Source organism: Paenibacillus alkalitolerans (assembly GCF_016482785.1).
Taxonomy (GTDB): domain Bacteria; phylum Bacillota; class Bacilli; order Paenibacillales; family YIM-B00363; genus Paenibacillus_AE; species Paenibacillus_AE alkalitolerans.
Map to the genome: position 1 here is coordinate 180,220 of NZ_JAEMXM010000008.1, position 21,136 is coordinate 201,355.

Consider the following 21,136-nt stretch of genomic DNA (forward strand, 5'->3'; position numbering starts at 1 on the left):
AATTAGAATTATTTTAAATAAATAAAAATCCCAATCGTGAGAGGTGCCAAAATGAGCGAACGCAACATATTGACGACAAATCAAGGCGTGCCGGTAGGAGACAATCAAAATTCGCGGACAGCCGGGCAGCGCGGGCCCACCTTGCTTGAGGATTATCATCTGATTGAGAAGCTGGCGCATTTCGACCGCGAGCGCATACCCGAACGGGTTGTGCATGCGCGCGGCGCGGGAGCTCACGGCGTATTCGTGTTGGAAAACAGCATGAAGCGGTATACGAAAGCGAAATTCCTTCAGGAGCCCGGAACCGAAACGCCGGTGTTCGTAAGGTTCTCGACGGTGATTCACGGACAAGGATCGCCGGAGACGGCGCGCGATCCGCGGGGATTCGCCGTAAAGTTTTATACGGAGGAAGGAAACTACGATATTGTCGGAAACCATCTGCCGGTGTTTTTTATCCGCGACGCGATCAAATTTCCGGATATGGTTCATTCGCTCAAACCCGCCCCCGATACAAATATCCAAACACCGGACCGTTACTGGGATTTCATGACGTTGACGCCGGAGTCGACGCACATGCTGCTGTGGGTGTTTTCCGATTACGGCACGCCGGCCAATTACCGGGAGATGGAAGGGTTTGGCGTCCATGCGTTCAAGTGGATCAACGCGGCAGGCAATTATTTGTATGTCAAATATCACTGGAAGCCTCATCAAGGAGTGCGTAATTTTACGAAAGAAGAGGCGGCGGCTGTCCAAGCGAACGACTTCAACCATGCGACGCGCGATTTGTTCGATAACATTCAAGCGGGCAACTTCCCTAAGTGGGATTTGCATATGCAGCTGCTTGCGCCGGAGGACATCGACGATCTGGATTTCGATCCGCTCGATCCGACGAAGCTGTGGCCGGAAGACCGGTTCCCTCTGCACAAAGTCGGCACTATGACGTTGAATCGCAATCCGGCCAACTTCTTCGCGGAAGTGGAGCAATCCGCGTTTGCGCCGAGCGCGCTTGTGCCGGGAATAGAAGCGTCGGAGGATAAGCTTCTCCAAGGCCGTCTGTTCTCGTACCCGGATACGCAGCGCCACCGGCTCGGTCCGAACTATCTGCAAATTCCGGTCAATTGTCCGTATGCGCCGGTGCGAAACAACCAACGCGACGGCTTCATGCAGACGAAGCAGCAGCCTTCCCCGGTCAATTACGAGCCTACGCGCCATGAGGATGCGCCGAAAGAAGCGCCGGAGTACCGGGACAGCACCGTTCCGGTTCATGGGTACGCGGGGAGGCAAAAAATCGGTAAAACCAACGATTTTGCCCAGGCTGGGGAAACATACCGCAAATTTACCGGAACGGAACAAGATAATCTGATCCGGAATTTGACCTGCGATCTGCAATCCGTTCACGAACGCACGAAGCTGCTGGCGATCTGCAATTTTTACCGGGCGGACCGGCAATTGGGCGAACGGTTGGCGCAGGGGTTGAACGTGGACATTGCGGGTTACATTTCACAAATTCATACGCGCGAATAAATATCATATATTATGGGAGGACGAACGTGGAGCGGCACGGGACGGATTTTCATAAAGCGTTGAGACGCCTGGAAAAAAAATGTTGACACGGTGCGCGAGGGCGTGTTAACTTACGACATGTAAACATCTGGCGAAAATTACTATGGAAGGAGGGTTCACATCATGTTGGTATTAATGGCTGCCGATCGTCGTTCGTTAAACGGTGTTCATTTCGACAATTATGATGTGACCTCTCGCTTCCGTTTTCGGGCGCGTTGACGCTTTTTCTTAATTAAGCGTCAGACGTACGTACGATAAACCAGGCGCAGGTCACGAATCGATCGTGGCGTGCGCTTTTTATTTTCCGTAAAGGAAAAGCACACTGCTAACGTTTTGCGGTGTGCTTTTTTTAGATAGAGGGGAGAGAGATCAGTTTATGCTTTCGGTTTTAGGCAAATTAAGTTGGTTTTTCCGATTGGAATGGAAACGGTACGCGATCGCGATTCCGCTTCTGGTCTTGGCGGGGTTGATTGAGGTCATTCCACCGAAAATTGTTGGGGATACGATCGACCGCATCCAGCAAGGGACGCTTACGTGGCCGTTGGTAACGGAAACGCTGCTGCTTCTCGGAGGTCTTGCGTTGGTCATTTACCTCATCACGTATGTGTGGATGTACCAGCTGTTCGGCGGCGCATTCGTGGTGGAACGACTCTTGAGATCGAAATTGATGCGGCATTTTCTCAAGATGACTCCAACGTTCTATGAGAAGAACCGCACAGGGGATCTCATGGCGCGAGCGACGAACGACTTGAAGGACGTGTCGATGACGGCAGGCTTCGGGATTTTGACGCTGATCGATTCAACCGTCTGGATGATGACGCTGCTCGCGGTCATGAGCGTAATGATCTCTTGGAAATTGACGCTGGCCGCGATTATTCCTTTGCCGATCTTGGCGATTTGCATGCAGCTTTACGGCAAATGGATTCACCTGCGGTTCAAGGCGGCCCAGGACGCATTCGGCGACATGAACGACGGCGTGCTGGAGACGATCTCGGGGACGCGGGTGATCCGCGCATTCGTTCAAGAACGGGCGGCGGAGCGCAAGTTCGGCGGCGTTACGGCCGACGTGCTTAGCAAGAACATCGCCGTGACGAAGATCGACTCATTGTTCGAGCCGACCATTAAGATCATTGTCGGACTGAGCTACCTCATAGGGCTCGGATACGGCGCTTATCTCGTGTTTCGCAGCGAATTGACGGTCGGCGCGCTCGTCACGTTCAACGTGTACCTCGGGATGCTGATCTGGCCGATGTTTGCGATCGGCGAGCTGATCAACATCATGCAGCGCGGCAACGCTTCGTTGGATCGGGTGAATGAAACGCTCTCGTATCCTGCGGATGTGGACGAATCGCCAAACGCGGTTCGTGTCGATGAGCCGGCGGCGATCGAGTTCCGCAATGTGACGTTCCGTTACCCGTCTTCCGAAGGAGACAACTTGCGCGACCTGAATATAAAGCTTGAACGGGGCCAGACGCTCGGTATCGTCGGGCGGACGGGAAGCGGGAAGACGACGCTCATTAAGCAGCTTCTGCGCGAGTATCCGAATGGGGACGGCTCGATTTGCGTCTCCGGCGAACCGATCGAAAACATTGCATTCGACGATTTGAAGCGCTGGATCGGTTACGTGCCGCAAAATCCGTTCTTGTTCTCGCGGACCGTTCGTGAAAATATATTGTTCGCCAAAGGAGATCAAGCGGAAGACCGGTTGAATGAAGCGATCGAGTTGTCCGCTTTCAAGAAAGATTTGGAGTTTCTTCCGCAAGGACTGGAGACGCTTGTCGGCGAGAAGGGCGTCGCCCTCTCCGGCGGTCAGAAACAGCGCGTATCCATTGCGCGCGCCTTGCTGGCCAATCCCGAAATATTGATTCTCGACGACGCGCTCTCCGCGGTTGACGCCAAGACGGAAAGCGAGATCATCTCGAACATCCGCCGCTCCCGCGCGGGAAAGACGACGTTGATCGTAACGCACCGTCTCTCGGCCGTGCAGCACGCCGATCATATCGTCGTGCTCGACGACGGGCGCATTGTGGAAGAGGGAACTCATGAGCAGCTGCTTGCCGCAGGCGGGTGGTACCGCGAGCAATGGGAGCGGCAGCAGGCGGAAGCGACGTTGGAAGGCGCGTAATCTCCGTGTATCGTCTGTGAACTGTTTTAAAGGGGAAGGTGGAAGAACAACCGATGAACAATGATTTCGATTTTGAGCTGGACCGCGAAGCGGTGCGCAGAGCGCGTCCGGGCAAGCGGTTATGGAATTACGCGCTGCTCTACAAGACGCCTCTTATACTTGCGCTTCTCATGCTTGCGATTGCGATCGGGACGGAATTGGTCGGCCCGTTCATCGCCAAGCGAATGATCGACGAACACGTCTCCGGCATCGAGAAACCGTGGTACAAGGTAGAGGCGGGAAAGGCAGGCGGCGTGGAGTATGAAGGAGCTTTATGGAAGCGGGGCGACCGTGTCCCGGAGGAGGCAAGAAGGGAAGAAGCGCGCGTGCTTCAAGTCGGCCGCGAGTTCTTCTTTATTCCCGGAGGCATTAAGGAGGACGGCGAACGAACCGTCAGCAAGAACGACAACGGTACCGCCTTCTTAACGATCACCAAAGACGGAACGGCCTCCACATACGAGGCGAACCCATTGACATCCGATCAAGTTTTCGCATTCTACAGGCCGGAAATTGCGGGCATTCTCGATTTGTCGTGGATTTACTTGGGATTGATGGCGGTGTCGGCGATTTTCAGCTACGGCCAGCGCTATTGGCTGCAGGCGTCGGCGAACCGGATCATACGGCGGATGAGAGACGACGTGTTCGCGCACATCAACCGTCTGCCGATCCGATACTTCGACAATTTGCCTGCCGGCAAAGTGGTATCGAGAATTACGAACGACACGGAAGCGATCAAAGATTTGTACGTTACGGTGCTGGCGAACTTCTTCTCCGGAACGCTCTATATTTTGTCGATTATCGGAGCGATGTTCCTGCTGGATGCCCGTCTTGCGCTCATCTGTATGCTGATCATTCCGATACTGGCGGTATGGATCGTCATATACCGGAAATATGCGGCTAATTACAACCGAGTCATCCGGTCGACGCTGTCCGAGATGAACGGGATGATCAACGAATCGATCCAAGGGATGCCGATTATCCAGGCGTTTCGCCGGGAGAAGAAGCAGGAGCAGGAATTCGAAGCGTATAATAATCGTTATTTCGACTACCGCAACAAGCTGTTGAATTTGAACGCATTGACTTCGCACAACCTCGTCGGCGTCATCCGGAATATCGCTTTTGTCGCGATGATTTGGTATTTCGGCGGCGTGTCTCTAGGCTCTGTAGCGGGCGGCATATCGTTAGGTATTCTATACGCGTTCGTAGATCTGTTGAACCGCATGTTCCACCCGATCGTCAATATCGTCAACCAGCTCCCGAATCTGGAGCAAGCGCTCGTCAGCGCGGAGCGCGTCTTTGTCCTGCTGGATGAAGAAGGCGAAGACGTTTCCGATGAAAAAATGGCGCGCTATAAAGGAAATGTCGTGTTCGACAACGTTTGGTTCTCCTATACAGAAGGAGAGCCGGTGCTTAAAGGCATTTCGTTCGAAGCGAAGCAGGGCCAGACGGTCGCGCTGGTAGGCCATACCGGCTCCGGCAAGAGCTCGATCCTGAACCTGCTCTTCCGCTTCTACGACGTCGATTCGGGACGCATTACGATCGACGGGCAAGACATTCGCGAGCTGCCGCGCCAGACGCTTCGCGGTCATATGGGCATCGTGCTGCAGGATCCGTTCCTGTTCACCGGAACGATCGCTTCCAACGTGTCGCTCGACGACCCGTCGATTTCAAGAGAACGAATCGAGAAGGCGCTTAAGGACGTAGGGGCCGACCGGTCGCTCGCGCACCTTCCCAATGGTATCGACGAGCCCGTCATTGAGAAGGGCAGCACGCTGTCCGCGGGACAGCGCCAGCTCATCTCGTTCGCGCGCGCTCTTGCGTTCGATCCCGCGATTTTGATCTTGGACGAAGCGACATCGAACATCGACACCGAGACGGAAGCGGTCATCCAAGATGCGTTGGATGTTGTGAAGAAAGGCCGCACGACGTTTGTAATCGCGCACCGGTTGTCGACGATCAAGAGCGCCGATCTCATTCTCGTCCTCGACCGAGGGGAAATTGCGGAGCGCGGATCGCATGACGAGCTGATGGCCGTCGGCGGCAAATACTATCAGATGTACCAGCTGCAGCAAGGGCACGGGCCTGCGGGCAGACCCGCCGGAACCGAATCCGGCAAAGGCGTCCCGTCCCCTGCGGCCGCTCCCAGCATGTAGTTACGAAGGCTTACTGCAAAGTGCTTGCAGTAAGCCTTTTTTCGTGATCTCAGAAAGTATAAGGTTGATTTCGGCGTTAGCCGGCGTAACCGGCTAACCGTACAATAAGTCGCCTTTCCTGATTCCCCCGGGAGAAGAAAGCATAACCTAAGATTGACTTGTTTCAAAGCTTCCTTATGAACTGTACCGGTACAGATTATATTTATTGCTGCTGTTGAGAATATTTATCGGTATCTGTACAGGTACAGATAAGCGAATTACATCCGATAATATCAAAAAAAATGGCGTCTGTACCGGTACAGATTAAAAGGTGCTCAATGGAAATGTATGAATCCCGCTCCCTATGCACAGTGCGGAGATGATTTCATGAACTTATTGTGACACCCGGCGCCGAAGTTTGCTTTCGCGGGATAAATTTCGCTATGATGAGGGTATAAATGTATCGAGAAGGAAGGATTTCGCACATGTCACCGACCAAAGAACGCAACTATACGCCGCTTATCGTAACGCTCTCGATTGCGGTCAATGCGATTGTCGCCATTCTCTTCTTCCTGCCGGAGGCGGAGGGACTCGAACATATCGACTTCACGATCTTGCCGATGCTCAACGCGGTGTTCAACAGCTTCACTTTCGTCTTTCTCTTAATGGCGCTCTTTTTTATCAGAAAGAAAAATATTAAGGTTCACCGAAACTTTATTTTTGCCGCATTTACTTCAACTTTATTATTCTTGTTATCGTACGTGACCTACCATTACGCTACCGAATCCACCCCATACGGCGGCGAAGGGATTATCCGGTACGTGTACTTCTTTATCTTGATTACGCATATCGTGCTGGCGATTGTGATCGTTCCGCTTGCGCTGCTTACGACGGCCCGGGCGTTGAACAACAAGGTGGAGCTTCACCGAAAGATCGCGCGTTGGACGATGCCGCTATGGCTATATGTCAGCATTACGGGCGTAATCGTCTATCTGATGATATCGCCTTACTACGAATAACGTACGACGATAAAGACCGGTTTTTCAGGGCGCCTGAAAGCCGGTCTTTATTTTTATCCTCGCCTAAATAATCACTTGAGAAGACATCATTTGGTATCCTATGATGCCGGGAGACCGATGTTACTGTGTTGCTGACCCTTCTTGCTGCAATGCCCATTCCATTGCGCGAAGCATATCGCGGGGCGGCCTCGCTCCGGACATACTGTACTTGTTGTTGATCAGGAAGAACGGCACCCCGGTTACACCGATCGCCCTTGCGTCTCGCAAGTCGCGCTTCACATCGTCCGATCCTTCGCCTGCCGCAAGGCGGTCCGCAATGCGCTCCGAATCCGGCATGCCGGCCGTTACCGCTATCTTAGCCAATTCATCCGGAAGGCCGATATTGACGTTGCGTTCAAAGTGAGCTTCCGTTATAGCGTCAAATAACGCCTCTCGCAAATCCTCGGGAGCGAAAGCCATTAACCGGTGGGCGTACATGGTATTCGGGGCGATGGTAAGATGATCGAAGTCGAACCGTACCCCGGCCGCTTTCCCCGCCTCCGTCACATGGGAGATCATCGCCTCCAGCTGCGCTTCGCTCACGCCCTTGCGAATAATAAACCATTCGCGAAAATTTTCGCCTTCCATCGGCACATTCGGATCGAGCATGTATGCACGGAAGCGGACTTGCACCGGTTCGCCTTGCCATTCCTTAAGCGCGTCCTTCAAATGCTTCTTGCCGATTCGGCACCATGGACAAACCATATCTGAAAACACATCGATGATCATGTTCACACCGTCCTTGTCTGTTCAAATTATAAGAAAACCTCTTTGACTCTAGAATCTAGAGGGTAAGCCCCTTTCACTGTATTGTACATATCTTGTGACAAAAAGGAAACAAGTTACGAAACGCATGAATTAATATCGGCCGATGATGAAAATATGCTAAAATAATGGAGCATCTTTGATGAATCGTTAAGGAGCCAATCGTACGATTGGCTCGCAGTGTTCAAAGACGAGCAAGGGGGATGTATATATGGATAGAGAAGAGTGGATGCGGGAAGCGGTACGGCTGGCTCGCGAAAATGCCGCGAACGGACAGGGCGGTCCTTTCGGCGCTATAGTAGTGAAGGACGGGCGCATTATTGCCGCCGGCGTCAATCAGGTGACAACCTCGAACGACCCGACCGCGCATGCGGAAGTTCAAGCGATCCGGGCCGCTTGCAAGGAGCTCGGCACGTTCCAACTGTCCGACTGTGAAATCTATACCAGCTGCGAACCGTGCCCCATGTGCATAGGAGCCATCTATTGGGCGCGTCCGAAGGCGGTATATTATGCGGCGACGAAGGAAGAAGCGGCGGCCATCGGTTTTGACGATCATTTCATATACGAGGAGATCGACAAGCCGATCGAACATCGGAGACTTCCCATGAGACGCATGACTCCGGACGGATATCATGCGCCGTTCGACGCATGGTCGTCATCCGCGGATAAAGTGGAGTATTAGAACTTCGGAGGCAGCTGCAAATCTTGTCGAAATTATGACTTAGGGCGCAAAAAAGGAGCGAATTTCCAAATCGCTCCTTTTTTGTGAGTGAATAATGGGACATTGATCCTATATCTAATAGTCTTTATCGTCGCATTTTTCGACAAAACTCCATAGTTCTTTATTCTTGTTGCAGTTCATTTTAAAATAATCAATTAGTCGGATGGTAGTAGGGAACATTTTCCCTTTATTATTGGAGTCGTCAGGTTCAGACAATTTTCGCTGAATCTCGATAAAGGCAAAGCTGGCGAAAGCCAGCGGCGCAAAGCTACAGGGGCTAAGGCGTTCGATCGGCACAGGCCGAAAGAATGCTACGCCAGCCAGCTACCGAAAGAGACAGGGGAACTTGTTACGTGGATTCATCTTAGACGTAACCCTCCTTTCGGTACGAAAGGCAGGGTTATTTTTATTCAGACGGAGGTGAACTTCAGCGATCATGGAGCTGTACAATCGCGAAAACGGTGTCAAAATCGCCGGGCGCGTCATAGTCGCATCGTCCTTCTTTCGAAGGTTCCGGGGATTGATGCTGACGCGCGAGCTGCCGCAAGAGAGTGCGCTTCATATACGACCCTGCCGATCGGTGCACACTTACTTTATGTATTATCCGATTGACGTTCTTTATTTGGACGAGTCCGGCGTAATAGTCGGAATCGAAGAGAACATGCAGCCGGGACGCATCGGCGCGATAGTGCCGAATACCCGCTCGGTGGTAGAGCTGCCGGCGGGACGCATTCGGGCAACGGAAACCCGGATCGGACAAGCGGTAACGTTTGTCGAACAACAGACTACATAACAAAGGAGATTGGTTAATTATGTTGAGCAAATTCAAAGATTTGGTACGTGACGAGCAAGGTCAAGGTTTGACGGAGTACGGTTTGGTTCTCGGCGTCATCGCGATTGCGGTTATCGGTGTCATTGCGTTATTGCGCGATGAGATTGTAAATCTCTATGAGGAAGCGGTAACAGACATTCAAAATCGCGACGATGCGGAACATCAAATTGTAAATGGTGGATAACAATACCAGCCATTCATTATTTTAAGAACAAAACCAACAAGGGCCGGTGCTTGTATGCATAGGCCCTTGTTCTCCCTTGAGGAGGGGTGACACCTGTGTGGGAGGATATATTGCTTTGTGTCATTACTGCCATATGCGTAGCCACAGACTTACATAACCGAAAGATTTATAATGCCGTTGTATTTCCCGGATTGCTGATAGCTTTCATCGGACACGGATTTGTAAGCGGTTGGGGAGGATTAGGATACTCTCTTGCAGGTTTATTTGCCGGATTGGGAATCCTCTTAATTCCTTACCTGATGGGTGGAATAGGCGCCGGAGACGTGAAGATGCTCGCATTGGTCGGGGCGTTAAAAGGCCCCGCTTTCGTCGCGGTTGCATCGGTGTATATGGGGCTCATCGGAGGATTAATGGGTATTGTCTTTCTTATTTTTCGAAAAAGCACAAGAGAGTTTTTCATAGGGGCAATATATGCGTTATGCGCAAGGATGCGCGGAGTTCGCATGCCTTGGCCCGTTCAAGAAAAGTCGTTGGCAGCAATGCTGCCGTATGGTGTGGCGATCGGCGGCGGCGCGGTAGCGACATTAATTGCAAGGGGAGCTTTGCCATTATGATCCGCAAATTCCGGAAAGATCAACGTGGCCAATCGCTGACCGAATTTGCCCTCATTGTGCCCTTATTGCTGCTGCTTGTTTCCGGCATCATTGATTTCGGACGTTTCTGCTATGGATATTTAGAGCTGCAAATGGCCGCGCAGGAAACGGTTCGGCTTGGCGGATTAGGGAGATCGGACAGCGAAATGGAGTCGTTCGCCAGGGATTATTTGAATATATCGGATCCGGCCAAGTTAACGATCACCATAAGTCCGCCCGATTCGCAGAGAGATTCGGGAGATTACGTTACGGTAACTCTGCAGACCCCGTATCAATTTGTAACGCCGCTGGCGAACGATCTGCTTACAAGCGTCAGCGGAATTAGCGCGTATTCGACGATTCGAGTGGAATGAGGTGACAGGATGAAACGGCTCCGACTCATTAAAGAACAGCGCGGCAACGTCTTAGCGCTCGTATCGATTTCGATTGCCGTGTTATTGGGGTTATCCGGACTTGTCATTGACGGCGGCACCATGTATGTAACAAGGGCCCAGCTCCAGAAAACAGCGAATGCCGCAGCTCTCTCAGGGGCGCAAGAATTGCTGAACTCGGAAACAGCCGTAAAAGAGGTAGTTCATAATATACTCATGAGCCATGATGAGAACGAAAGTATGGATATATTGGATATTCACATGAGAGACCGGGTGACCGTCGGTTTAACGCGTGAGATTAGGTTAGGCTTTGGAGGGTTGTTCGGGCTTCCGAGTACCCCGGTTTCAGTTAAGGCCACTGCGGAATTGGGCGTAATGGGCGAAGCCGTCGGTGTTGCGCCAGTGGGCATCGATGAAAGAATGCTTCCCCTCGCATTCGATCAAGAGTATACGTTGAAGGTAGGACCCGGTGATTCGGACACAGGGTATTTCGGCATATTGGCTTTAGACGATCAGAAGGCACAAACGTATGGATACAATTTAATGTACGGTTTTCAAAAACCTATTAGTATTGGTGACGAAATAAACGTTCGAGACGGCAATGTAGCCGGGGAGACGCGCGAAGGCGTCAATTATAGAATCCAAAACTGCCCGGATCCTTCGGCTCGCGACTGTAAACGAATACTTCTTATACCGGTTTATAAACCTCTTACTTATTCCGGATCAAAACATATTGATACAGTTGAAGTGCTTGACTTTGCCTTCTTCTATATTTCCAAACCGATGGCGCATAACGATGACTCGGTTAAAGGCAGATTCATAGAGTACGCCGGTACCGGAATCATTAAACCGGGTCCGTCGGGCGGCACCGGCGCATTCGCCATCAGACTGACTGAATAAGGGAGCATACTTACATATGAGAACGAAAGTGGTGCTGGCGCTCGCGATTGTCATGGGCGCCGTAACGACAGTGCTGTTTTATCAGTACATGAGCAAATATCAGCAAGAATCGGCCGTGACTGAAGCTTTCGTTGAAGTCGTGACGGCGAAAGAGACGATCGCGAAGAACGAACGAATCGTCCGTTCCAAGCTTGCGATAGCCCGCGTGCCTGAATTGGGCGTTCACGCCAACGCCGTTCGAGACATGTCGATGGCGGAGGGGAAGCTGGCGGACTCGGACATTGCGGCAGGCGAGGTAATTGTTTCCCATCGCCTTACCGACGCGAAAGAAGAAGCTCTCTTCGTGTCCCGCAAAATTAAAGAAGGGCACAGAGCCGTCTCCATCGGGGTAAACATTGTTCAGACGGTAGCGAATTTAATCGAGCCTGAAGATTATGTGGATGTGGTTGTCAGCAAAAAGGTTGCCGGGAGCGAGCAAATGGACACCGAGCTGCTATTCGAGAAGGTGCGGGTATTAGCGATAGGAAGACGGATGATCGAAAGCGATATGGAAACGCAATATGTAGAATACAGCAACGTTACTCTCGAGCTTGACCGGAATCAGTCGGTAAAGCTCGTGGACGCATACGTGAACGGCACGCTCCATCTTACGCTTCATACCCGTGTAAACAATGGACAACCGGCTGCGGATTCACAGAAAACGAAGTAAGAAAAACTTCAATCGAAGTAATTTCAGATTTACAGTTTGATGAAAGGAGAGTCGGAACGAATGAGCGAAGGAGAAACGGCAAAAAGCAAAGGATTCCGCGGCGAGATGATCGCGGTAATCAGCGCCAAAGGCGGCGTCGGGCGTACGGTTGTGACAACCAATTTGTCTGTGGCGCTTTCGAAAAAGAATGTTAAAGTCGGCGTTATTGACGGGAGCTTCCAGTTCGGAGATATTTGCCTCGCTCTTGATCTACACCCCACGTTCAGCATCAAAGACGTCGTAGAATCCATCGATGAGCTGGATTCATTCGGTTTGTCCGGATTCCTCATGCATCATCCCAGCGGCGTCAAAGTGTTGGCCGCTCCCGACCGGCCGGAATATGCCGATCTTGTCACACCGGAAGTCATTTCCAAAGCGTGCGATCTCATGCTGTCGCAGCACGATTATGTCATCGTCGATACCGGTGTCGGGCTTCATGAAAAAAATTTGCATATCGTTGAAAAAGCGGACCAAATCTTCTTGCTGACCAATTTGGAAATGGCGACGATGAAGAACACCAAGCTTATGTTGGATACGTTGGAGCTTCTCGGATTCCAGAGCAAAGTGCAGGTTGTCGTCAACCGGTCCAATATGGAAAGCGTTATTCAAGCATCCGATGTTCCCGATATTCTGGGCGTTGAGATAGGCTTGTATATTCCGAATCAATTTCAGATCGTCTCCCAGTCGCTTAATGTCGGGATTCCGTTTGTTGTGAACGAAGGGAAGTCGGACGTAGCGAAGGCGGTTTTCAAAATAGCCGAGCATTTGATTTCACGAAGGGAAATCACGTTCTTTAAGCCGAAGACGCCGAACTTTCTGCAAACTCTATTTTCCAAACCGAAAGTGCTCTAATCGACAGGGGGTGACCGGATGAGTTTATTGGATCGAATTCAAGCGAAACGGCCTGAAATCACGGAACAACAGAAGGAAGACGCCGTTACTGCGGATGGGCAGCGAACGCCGAAGAAAGATCTGATGGCTTCGTTTCGAGAATTGAAAAGGCCGGATTCGCCGGCAAAACCGAAAGAACAAGCGCCGCGCATTACGAAGCATCAAGAGTTAAAAAACCGGCTGCATAAACAGATTCTGGATGAGATGCAGAACGCTCCGGTAGAGGAGATTATTCCGAAGCTCGATTCCATGGCGATCGAAATCATTAAAGAAGACGAGACGTTCCGCGGAGCGATTGACCGGAAGAAAGTAGTCGAGGAGATCGTCAACGATTTGACGGGCTTCGGTCCGATAAATCCTTTGCTGTTGGATCCTGAAGTGAGCGAAGTGATGGTCAACGGACCGAATCAGGTTTACGTCGAACGCGCCGGCAAGGTTGAACTTTCCGGTGTGCAGTTTCGGGATAACGATCATGTGATGGCGGTTGTCGACCGTATTGTGGCTCCAATCGGAAGACGAATTGACGAATCGAGCCCGATGGTCGATGCCCGGTTGCCGGACGGCTCGCGTGTGAATGTTATCATTCCGCCGCTTGCGCTTAACGGCCCGACGATCACCATAAGGAAATTTTCTCAAGACCCTTATACGATAGAAGACCTCATTCGATTCGGTACGCTTACCGAGGAGATGGCGACGTTCCTTGAAGCCTGTGTAAAGGCGCGGCTAAACATCTTTGTCAGCGGCGGAACCGGCTCGGGAAAAACGACGACGTTAAACGTACTTTCCAGCTGCATTCCAAGCGACGAACGTATCGTTACTATTGAGGATGCCGCGGAGTTAAAGCTATGGCAGGAGCATGTCGTCTCGCTTGAATCGAGACCTCCGAATATTGAAGGTAAAGGCGCAATCACGATTCGCGATCTGGTTAGGAACTCTTTGCGGATGCGCCCGGAAAGAGTCGTCATCGGGGAGGTGCGCGGAGGAGAGGCGCTGGACATGCTGCAAGCGATGAATACGGGTCATGACGGGTCGCTCGCGACAGGCCACTCGAACTCCCCGCGCGACATGATTTCCCGATTGGAGACGATGGTTCTTATGGCGGGAATCGAATTGCCGGTGAAGGCGATTCGGGAGCAAATCGCAGGCGCGCTCGATCTCATTATCCATCAGTCCCGCTTGAAAGACGGTACTCGCAAGATAACACACATTACGGAAGTTCAAGGGCTTGAAGGCGATACGGTCGTTTTGCAAGATATATTCGTATTTCAACAACAGGGAGTGGACATCTCAGGGAAAATCATCGGGCGGTTGGTGCCCACCGGCGTGCGGCCGAAATTTTACGAACGGTTGGAAACATCGGGGATTTATATTCCGACATCGGTGTTCATCGACCGGGAGGAGTGGGCCGGATGATATACTTGATGGTCCTCTTTTTCGCTTTAACCGTGTTTCTCCTCTCTTATTATTTATTCTCTCGCGTTCTGTTATCAGACCGCAGACTGCAAAAGCGGATGAAAAGATACCTGCAGCTGGACGCCGACGGGAAGCGGCCGATCGAGCGGCGTAAATTCGATTTGTTTGTCCAAATACAAAGCTCCAAAAGAGCCGTTAAAGAAAAGGTACTTACCAAGAAAAACAACGCGAAGCTGGAAGATGCGCTAACCCGCGCAGGAATCGCTCTCAAACCGGAAGAATTCGTAATGTACCAGTGGATCATCATGGCACTGGCGGCGGGAATCGGGTATGTTGTGACATCGCAATGGTTATTTATCTTCGCGGGACTGGCGGCAGGTTGGTTCGGACCACGATGGTGGCTTCGGCGAAAGCAGGCGAGCCGGTTGAAGGATTTTAACGACGGGCTGCCCGATATGATAACGACGCTCATCAGCTCTCTGCGTGCAGGCTTTAGCTTTGCTCAGTCGTTGACGACCGTCGTTGACGAAGCGGAAGAACCGATCAAGTCGGAAATCGATATCGTGCTTAAGGAAATGCAGTACGGGGCTACGATGGAAGCGGCGCTGCACTCGTTGAAAGAGCGGATGCCAAGCGAAGACTTGGAGTTGATGATTCAAGCGATATTGATTCAGAAGCAAGTCGGGGGCAATTTGGCGACTATTATGGAAACGATCGTGAGCACCATCAGGGACCGGAATAAAATTCAGCGTCATCTTCGGACGCTTACGGCACAAGGACGATTGTCAGGCCTGGTGATCGGATTGCTTCCGCTCGGCATCTCCATAATAATTTATTTTATGGAGCCGAAGCATATCATGACGCTGTTTCAGCACCCGGTAGGCATCGCCATGGTTGTCGCGGGAATTATTTCGGGTACGATCGGGTTCCTGCTTATTAGGAAAGTAACGACGATCGAGGTGTAATGCGATGTTTATGTTATATGCTGCGTTTTTTATCACGATAACGTTAGCCGTTTATGCGGTTTATGCGATTCCTAATGAGCGTAAACAACGGGTGAAGAACCGTCTTGCCCACATTATGGGCGACGGCAAGGGGACGGCAAGCAATGAGGCAGCAGCTGCAACTGGTGCCGCAGAGGAAAAGCCGGCGCTGATAAAGAGGATGCTGGGGGCGGTCTTCACTCGCTTTCGCCGCCGTTTTCGTCAACGGATCGACGAGCGTAAACAGGAGAAAATCGATCTTCTCATTTTGCAGGCAGGGAGACCTCACGGAATGTCGGTTGTGGAATTCCGTCTCGTACAGATGGCTTTACTCGCCGCTTGTCCGGCAATCGGCATACTGTACAGCGTATTCTTATTGCGTCTAAGTTTAGGCGTCACGATCCTTATTGTGTTTGGCGCGGTTATTGCGGCGTGGAGACTGCCTTATGTTTATTTGTCAGGGAAGATTAAGAAGCGGGGCCGCAAAGCGATTCGCGAGCTGCCGGACGCTCTCGACTTGCTGACCGTAAGCTTGGAGGCAGGCCTCGGGTTCGATTCGGCGCTCGGAAAACTCGCATCTAAGAAAGAAGGAGTTTTGACAACGGAATTCCATAGATGCTTGGAAGAAATACGGCTCGGCCGAACGCGCCGGGAAGCTCTGATCGGCGTTCGCGACCGCGTTCCGATTGACGAAATGCGGTCGCTGGTAGGAAGTATATTGCAAGCGGAAAAACTGGGTGTCGGAATGGTGCAGGTGCTGCGGGTCCAATCCTCTGAAATGAGAGACCGGCGGAAGCAGCGCGCCGAAGAGCAAGCGATGAAGGCGCCGATTAAGATGCTGTTCCCTCTCGTCATCTTTGTGTTTCCGTGTCTCTTTATCGTTCTGCTCGGACCGATACTTATCCAGTTCGTAGAAACGTTCAGCGGGAGCTAGATTCCATACAGCGATCCCGGGGCAGGGAGTCCCCGGGATTAACGCGTCAGCTCATTCTGGAAGCCTGCAGCTGCTCGTCTTTCTCCGCGCATTCCGCGGAGCAGTAACCGCCGTGCTCTTCTTCGCACTTATCGCACACAATATGGTGGTTATGGCAGAAATCGTACGTGCAGTTGATGTATTTCTCGGACGGTGTGCCGCAATGAAGACACTTGCCGACCACCGTCGCTTCCTCGGTATAATTAACGGGAACAACGATTCTCTCGTCGAACACATACATTTTGCCGTCAAATAAACGACCCTTCACTTCAGGATCTTTGCTGTATGTCGCGATGCCTCCGTCCAGCTGGGCAACGTCTTTAAACCCTTCTCTCAGCAGGAAACCGGAGAGCTTCTCGCAGCGTATGCCGCCGGTGCAATAAGTAAGTATCTTCTTATCCTTGTGCTGGCTCAGGTTTTCACGGATCCATTCCGGGAATTCTCGGAACGATTCGACCTCGGGACGAATCGCGTTGCGGAAGTGTCCCACGTCATACTCGTAATCGTTGCGTCCGTCCAATACGATCACATCTTCCTGCTGCAGCGCCTCGTAAAATTCCCTCGGTTTCAAGCGCTTGCCGGTCAACTCATTCGGATTAATGTCATCTTCCAACCGGAACGTGACAAGCTCCGACCGCGGGCGTACGAACATTTTCTTAAATGCGTGCTCTTCGGCCTCGTCAATCTTAAACACCATATCGCTGAACATGGGATTCGCGTGCATCGTGTTCATGTAATTTTCGGTTTGTTCCACCGTTCCCGATACCGTTCCGTTAATTCCTTCGTGAGCGACGAGGATTCGCCCTTTCAATCCGAGTTCCTTACAGAAGGCAAGGTGTTCCTTCGCGAACTCCTCGTGATTCTCGATAGGCACGTACTTATAGTAAAGTAGAATTCGATAAGGTTTGGTCGTTGTCGCAGTCATTTCTCGGTCACCTTTATTGGAAAAAATGTAGTACCATTATCTTAACATAACGCGCATGAAAACTCATAATTGCAGCCGCAGGCCGGAACAAACAAAAAAGCCGCCCGTTCTCCAAGAACGCAGGCAGCTTTGTTGTTTTACTTAATATTGCGGACGATCGACACTTCCACGCGGCGGTTTTTCGACCGGCCTTCCGCGGTGTCGTTTGTGGCAACAGGCTTATACTCCCCGTACCCGACGCTGCTAAAGCGCTCCGGACCTACGTTCTTGTTTTCCAATATAACCGCAAGCAGGTTTAAGGCGCGTTCCGTGCTAAGGTGGAAGTTGGACGGGAATTGCGACGTGTTGATCGGCACGTTATCGGTATGGCCTGCAACAACGACTTCGTAATTCGTGTATTGCTCCAACAATTTCGAGATCGATACGGCAAGCTCGCGTGATTCCGGCTTTAACGCGGCGCTTCCGGATGCGAATAAAGTGTTGTCGCTGATTGTGATCTTCAACTGTTGATTGTCCAGACGTGTTTCCAATTGATTCGTCAACCCGTTGTCGTCGATAAATTGATCGATCTTCTTCTTAAGCTCAAGCAGCTCTTGCGTTTCTTTCGTCCGCTGCTTCTCCAGCTCGGCCTGTTCGATATCGGATTCCGACTTGTCTTTCGTGTCGATTCCCACATTTATATCTGATGGAACCGGCGAGGCATTGTCGAAGAAGCTTTTCCCGCCGCTGAGAGCGGACATGAACGACTTCCTGATTTCTTCAAACTTCTTCTGGTCGATCTGACTGGAGGCGAACAGTACGATAAAGAGCGCCAGCAAGAGCGTCAGCAAATCCGCGTACGGTATCAGCCATGTTTCGTCCATGTGTTCTTCATGGTCATGCTGTTTGTGCTGCTTTCTGCGCACCGGCGGCTTCCCCTTTCTGTTCCGCCAATCTCTCGGTCGGAGTTAAGTAAACGGAGAGCTTCTGGTGAATCGCAATGGTGGAGACGCCCGATTGGATGGAGAGTAGACCTTCCACCATCATCGTCCTTAGCAAAATTTCTTGTTTGGACAGCCGCTTCAATTTGTTTGCAATCGGATGCCAAAGAACGTATCCGGAGAAAATTCCGAGCAGCGTCGCGATAAACGCGGCGGCGATGGAGTGGCCGAGCTTCTCGATGTCGGTCAAGTTGCCGAGAGCGGCTATGAGGCCGATAACGGCGCCAAGCACCCCAAGCGTAGGAGCGTATGTGCCGGCTTGGGAAAATATGAGGGCGCCGGTCTTATGCCGTTCTTCCGTTGCGCTCAGCTCTTCCATAAGAACGTCATGCACGAAATCCTGGTCGTTGCCGTCAATAATCATGCGCATGCCGTTGCGGAGAAACATATCTTCGATTTCATCCACTTTGCTTTCTAAAGCAAGCAATCCTTCACGCCGCGTAATGGTTGCCCATTCCATAAACATGCTGATAATTTGCGATTTCTGCGGAAGCTTCTGGCCTACGACGGCGATCTTCAGCAGCTTGGGGAATCTTCCGATTTCCGACATCGGAAATCCGATAAACAGCGATGCGGCGGTGCCCACGAATATGATCATATAAGCGGCAGGGTTGTTAACCAGGTTTATCAAATCGGCGCCTTTCATCACCATACCGACGCAAACCGACAATACACCGAGCACCAAGCCGATTATCGTTGATTTTTCCATTAAAGCACTCTCCTCATCCTACTGTAAGCACTAGTCTATTAGTCTATATCGGCACGCGGGGCGTTTCATTGTAGTACATTTTCAAAGAAAAACTTCCTGATCCCGGTATTTAAGCTTAAAATAATAAGAGCGCGAAAAGACGGCATTCACGTGCCGGGGAGGGTGTTTTCATGAGCAATATAAAGAAACTGACGGAAGACGAGATCGTTGGCAAAATGTCCGCGTTATCGGAAACGAAGTGGGAGCGAAAAGACGGCAAGTGGCTGGAGAAGAAGTACCGGTTCTCCTCGTTCCCGGATGCTCTCCGGTTCGTTAACAGAATCGGCGAAGAAGCCGAGCGCGCGGTTCACCATCCGTTCATCTCGATCGATTACAAATTGGTTACGCTGCGGTTGACGACTTGGCACGCGGGCGGCTTGACCGCGCTTGACTTCGCTGCGGCCGCAGCTTACGACTCAATCTACGATTCGTTCCAAACCATGCAATAAGTGAGTACCGGTCCGCGGCTCGTCGGCAATTCGTATGTATCGGCAATCGTAAAGCCGGCCCGCTCGTAAGCGGCGACCGCCCGCCGGTTGTCCGCGGCCACTTCAAGATCGACCGCCCAGCCGGGAAACAGCCGAAGCGCATATGATGCCGCGGCTTTCGCGAACGCCGCGCCGATTCCGCGCCCCTGTCCGCATAAGTCGGGGCGCAGACCTAAACCGAGCCGTATGGTGCCGGCCCGGCCGTCTTCCGCAAGCGGAAACCATTGCGCGAAGCCGCACAGCTCGTCCGCGATCATGGCGCTACGGTATTGTTCGGCCCTAATATGAGGGTCCGCCAGTTCTTTGCCGAGCCGGACGAGCTCCTCCCACGGTTCCCAGTTGTACCGGTCGTATGGCGGCTCGTACCTCCATGCGCAGATGGCCTGCGCGTGGGCTTCCGTCATCGGCACGAAGTCGAACCGGATTTGTTCGCGTTCCGCATTCATCGGCTGCACGTTCCTTTTTTCACAGGATCGGGGGCTTATACGCACACACATGATTATACATTATCGCCCGCTCTTCTCACATGAGCGTCGTTCTGGTATGCTTAAGTTACTTTTTGTTGGAAAAGCGGGAATGGAAAGGATGGACGTCAATGCGTCATATCATTAATCCGGAACGTTTATATTCGCGCCTGAAAGACGGGGACGGCATCGTCATCGATTGCCGGTTCGCGCTTGGAGTTCCTCAATCGGGAAGAGACGCGTATATCCAAGAACACATTCCCGGCGCTTTTTATCTTGATTTGGAACAGGACCTGTCCTCGCCCAAACGCGCCGACGGCCAAGGCGGACGCCATCCGCTGCCCGATGTGGCGGAGTTGGCCGCAAAGCTGACCCGGTTGGGCGTCACCGAAGGAAAGGCCGTAATCGGATACGACGATCAAGGCGGCGCCATGGCTTCGCGGCTTTGGTGGCTGCTTACATATATGGGGCATGATGAAGCTTACGTGCTGAACGGCGGTTTGGCCGCATGGAAGGCGGCGGGATACCCGGTGACTGCGGAGCTGCCGGGAGAACCTGCCGATGCCGGACAATTCGTGCCTCGTCTTCGGCCGGAGCTGCTCGTTACGGCTGAGGATATCAAGAATCGGAAGGATCGCATCGCATCGGGGCAAACGGTGCTTCTTGACTCGCGCGAAGAGGCAAGATTCCGCGGAACGGTCGAGCCGCTCGACAAGAAAGCGGGACACATTCCCGGTGCGCGGCATTCGTTCTGGAAGGCGAACCTCGATCCGGAGGGCCGTTTCCGCCCGCTGAAGGCGCAGCTGGAACGGTTCGAGCCGCTCCAAGGGGCGGAGGAAATTATCGTGTATTGCGGTTCGGGCGTAACGGCGTGCCCGAACGTGCTCATGCTGCGCGAAGCGGGATTCAGGAACGTGAAGCTGTACGCGGGAAGCTGGAGCGATTGGATTTCGAACGACGGGAACCCGATTGCGGCGGCGGGGGACGAGTAAGAGCGAGAAGCCGTGTCGGACGCGGGTTTGGGGGCTGTGACAGTTTGTCGATAGACAAGCTGTTACAGCCCTCTTTGGGTTGCTCTGCTGCTGCGCAGCGAACGATTCCAAGAATAATTTAAATAAACACTTGAACGTGACGTGACGTAATCTTTTATACTGTGGTTACCGGTAGAAAGCTGGCGCAA

22 protein-coding genes and 1 riboswitch are annotated in these 21,136 nt (G+C 52.1%); of the genes, 17 read left to right on the forward strand and 5 right to left on the reverse strand.

Features of this window, described 5'->3' with window-relative positions:
- Positions 1-51 precede the first annotated feature (51 nt).
- The 4 genes from JET16_RS15065 (at position 52) to JET16_RS15080 (ending at position 6,878) form a co-directional block, all read left to right on the forward strand.
- Positions 52-1,524, forward strand: a complete 1,473-nt coding sequence (locus tag JET16_RS15065) for a catalase (protein ID WP_199617139.1) — start codon at positions 52-54, stop codon at positions 1,522-1,524.
- 415 nt (positions 1,525-1,939) lie between these two features.
- Positions 1,940-3,688 (forward strand): ABC transporter ATP-binding protein, encoded by a 1,749-nt coding sequence (locus JET16_RS15070; RefSeq protein ID WP_199617141.1) that lies wholly within the window; start codon positions 1,940-1,942, stop codon positions 3,686-3,688.
- Between the two features lie 53 nt (positions 3,689-3,741).
- Positions 3,742-5,880: an ABC transporter ATP-binding protein gene (locus tag JET16_RS15075; protein WP_199617143.1), complete on the forward strand. Its 2,139-nt coding sequence runs from the start codon at positions 3,742-3,744 to the stop codon at positions 5,878-5,880.
- A gap of 464 nt (positions 5,881-6,344) precedes the next feature.
- Positions 6,345-6,878, forward strand: coding sequence for a DUF420 domain-containing protein (locus tag JET16_RS15080; protein ID WP_199617145.1), 534 nt, complete (start codon positions 6,345-6,347; stop codon positions 6,876-6,878).
- A gap of 120 nt (positions 6,879-6,998) precedes the next feature.
- Here JET16_RS15080 and JET16_RS15085 read toward each other — a convergent pair whose 3' ends face one another.
- On the reverse strand, positions 6,999-7,646 hold the full coding sequence (locus JET16_RS15085; RefSeq protein WP_199617146.1) for a DsbA family oxidoreductase: 648 nt from the start codon (positions 7,644-7,646) through the stop codon (positions 6,999-7,001).
- Positions 7,647-7,893: 247 nt separating this feature from the next.
- Between JET16_RS15085 and JET16_RS15090 the strand changes: the two genes are divergently transcribed.
- The 11 genes from JET16_RS15090 to JET16_RS15140 all read left to right on the forward strand — a co-directional run bounded on the left by JET16_RS15090 (position 7,894) and on the right by JET16_RS15140 (position 16,312).
- On the forward strand, positions 7,894-8,364 hold the full coding sequence (locus JET16_RS15090; protein ID WP_199617147.1) for a nucleoside deaminase: 471 nt from the start codon (positions 7,894-7,896) through the stop codon (positions 8,362-8,364).
- Positions 8,365-8,630: 266 nt separating this feature from the next.
- Positions 8,631-8,735: riboswitch (cyclic di-GMP riboswitch) on the forward strand.
- Positions 8,736-8,839: 104 nt separating this feature from the next.
- Positions 8,840-9,196: a DUF192 domain-containing protein gene (locus JET16_RS15095; protein ID WP_199617148.1), complete on the forward strand. Its 357-nt coding sequence runs from the start codon at positions 8,840-8,842 to the stop codon at positions 9,194-9,196.
- Positions 9,197-9,215: 19 nt separating this feature from the next.
- Positions 9,216-9,419 carry a Flp family type IVb pilin gene (locus tag JET16_RS15100; protein ID WP_199617149.1) on the forward strand — a complete coding sequence of 68 codons (204 nt, stop codon included), beginning with the start codon at positions 9,216-9,218 and terminating at the stop codon, positions 9,417-9,419.
- A 95-nt stretch (positions 9,420-9,514) separates the two neighbouring features.
- Positions 9,515-10,033 carry an A24 family peptidase gene (locus JET16_RS15105; protein ID WP_199617150.1) on the forward strand — a complete coding sequence of 173 codons (519 nt, stop codon included), beginning with the start codon at positions 9,515-9,517 and terminating at the stop codon, positions 10,031-10,033.
- The gene (locus JET16_RS15110) at positions 10,030-10,425 is read left to right on the forward strand and encodes a TadE/TadG family type IV pilus assembly protein (RefSeq protein WP_199617151.1); all 396 of its coding nucleotides are present in this window, start codon (positions 10,030-10,032) and stop codon (positions 10,423-10,425) included. The genes JET16_RS15105 and JET16_RS15110 overlap by 4 nt, the downstream gene beginning before the upstream one ends.
- A gap of 9 nt (positions 10,426-10,434) precedes the next feature.
- Positions 10,435-11,343: a Tad domain-containing protein gene (locus tag JET16_RS15115; RefSeq protein WP_199617152.1), complete on the forward strand. Its 909-nt coding sequence runs from the start codon at positions 10,435-10,437 to the stop codon at positions 11,341-11,343.
- 16 nt (positions 11,344-11,359) lie between these two features.
- The gene (gene cpaB, locus JET16_RS15120; protein ID WP_199617154.1) at positions 11,360-12,052 is read left to right on the forward strand and encodes a Flp pilus assembly protein CpaB; all 693 of its coding nucleotides are present in this window, start codon (positions 11,360-11,362) and stop codon (positions 12,050-12,052) included.
- A gap of 60 nt (positions 12,053-12,112) precedes the next feature.
- A complete protein-coding gene (locus JET16_RS15125; RefSeq protein WP_199617156.1) occupies positions 12,113-12,943 on the forward strand; it encodes an AAA family ATPase in 831 nt (276 codons plus the stop codon).
- Positions 12,944-12,961: 18 nt separating this feature from the next.
- Positions 12,962-14,395 carry a CpaF family protein gene (locus JET16_RS15130; protein WP_199617158.1) on the forward strand — a complete coding sequence of 478 codons (1,434 nt, stop codon included), beginning with the start codon at positions 12,962-12,964 and terminating at the stop codon, positions 14,393-14,395.
- Positions 14,392-15,360: a type II secretion system F family protein gene (locus tag JET16_RS15135; protein WP_199617160.1), complete on the forward strand. Its 969-nt coding sequence runs from the start codon at positions 14,392-14,394 to the stop codon at positions 15,358-15,360. Before JET16_RS15130 ends, JET16_RS15135 begins: the two co-directional genes overlap by 4 nt.
- Positions 15,361-15,364: 4 nt before the next feature.
- Positions 15,365-16,312, forward strand: a complete 948-nt coding sequence (locus tag JET16_RS15140) for a type II secretion system F family protein (protein ID WP_233531616.1) — start codon at positions 15,365-15,367, stop codon at positions 16,310-16,312.
- A gap of 46 nt (positions 16,313-16,358) precedes the next feature.
- On the opposite strand, the gene trhO is transcribed toward JET16_RS15140, so the two are convergent.
- The 3 genes from trhO to motA all read right to left on the reverse strand — a co-directional run bounded on the left by trhO (position 16,359) and on the right by motA (position 18,965).
- Positions 16,359-17,276, reverse strand: a complete 918-nt coding sequence (trhO, locus tag JET16_RS15145) for an oxygen-dependent tRNA uridine(34) hydroxylase TrhO (RefSeq protein ID WP_199617162.1) — start codon at positions 17,274-17,276, stop codon at positions 16,359-16,361.
- Between the two features lie 137 nt (positions 17,277-17,413).
- The gene (locus JET16_RS15150) at positions 17,414-18,139 is read right to left on the reverse strand and encodes an OmpA family protein (RefSeq protein WP_233531644.1); all 726 of its coding nucleotides are present in this window, start codon (positions 18,137-18,139) and stop codon (positions 17,414-17,416) included.
- 13 nt (positions 18,140-18,152) lie between these two features.
- Entirely contained in the window at positions 18,153-18,965 is an 813-nt protein-coding gene (gene motA, locus JET16_RS15155; protein ID WP_199617166.1) for a flagellar motor stator protein MotA, read from the reverse strand.
- A 170-nt stretch (positions 18,966-19,135) separates the two neighbouring features.
- Here motA and JET16_RS15160 point away from each other — a divergent pair, with 170 nt between their 5' ends.
- Positions 19,136-19,453 carry a 4a-hydroxytetrahydrobiopterin dehydratase gene (locus JET16_RS15160; RefSeq protein WP_199617168.1) on the forward strand — a complete coding sequence of 106 codons (318 nt, stop codon included), beginning with the start codon at positions 19,136-19,138 and terminating at the stop codon, positions 19,451-19,453.
- Here JET16_RS15160 and JET16_RS15165 read toward each other — a convergent pair.
- Positions 19,426-19,938 carry a GNAT family N-acetyltransferase gene (locus tag JET16_RS15165; protein ID WP_199617170.1) on the reverse strand — a complete coding sequence of 171 codons (513 nt, stop codon included), beginning with the start codon at positions 19,936-19,938 and terminating at the stop codon, positions 19,426-19,428. The genes JET16_RS15160 and JET16_RS15165 overlap by 28 nt on opposite strands.
- 149 nt (positions 19,939-20,087) lie before the next feature.
- On the opposite strand from JET16_RS15165, the gene JET16_RS15170 reads away from it, so the two are divergent.
- Entirely contained in the window at positions 20,088-20,948 is an 861-nt protein-coding gene (locus JET16_RS15170; RefSeq protein ID WP_199617171.1) for a sulfurtransferase, read from the forward strand.
- The last annotated feature ends 188 nt before the right edge of the window (positions 20,949-21,136 follow it).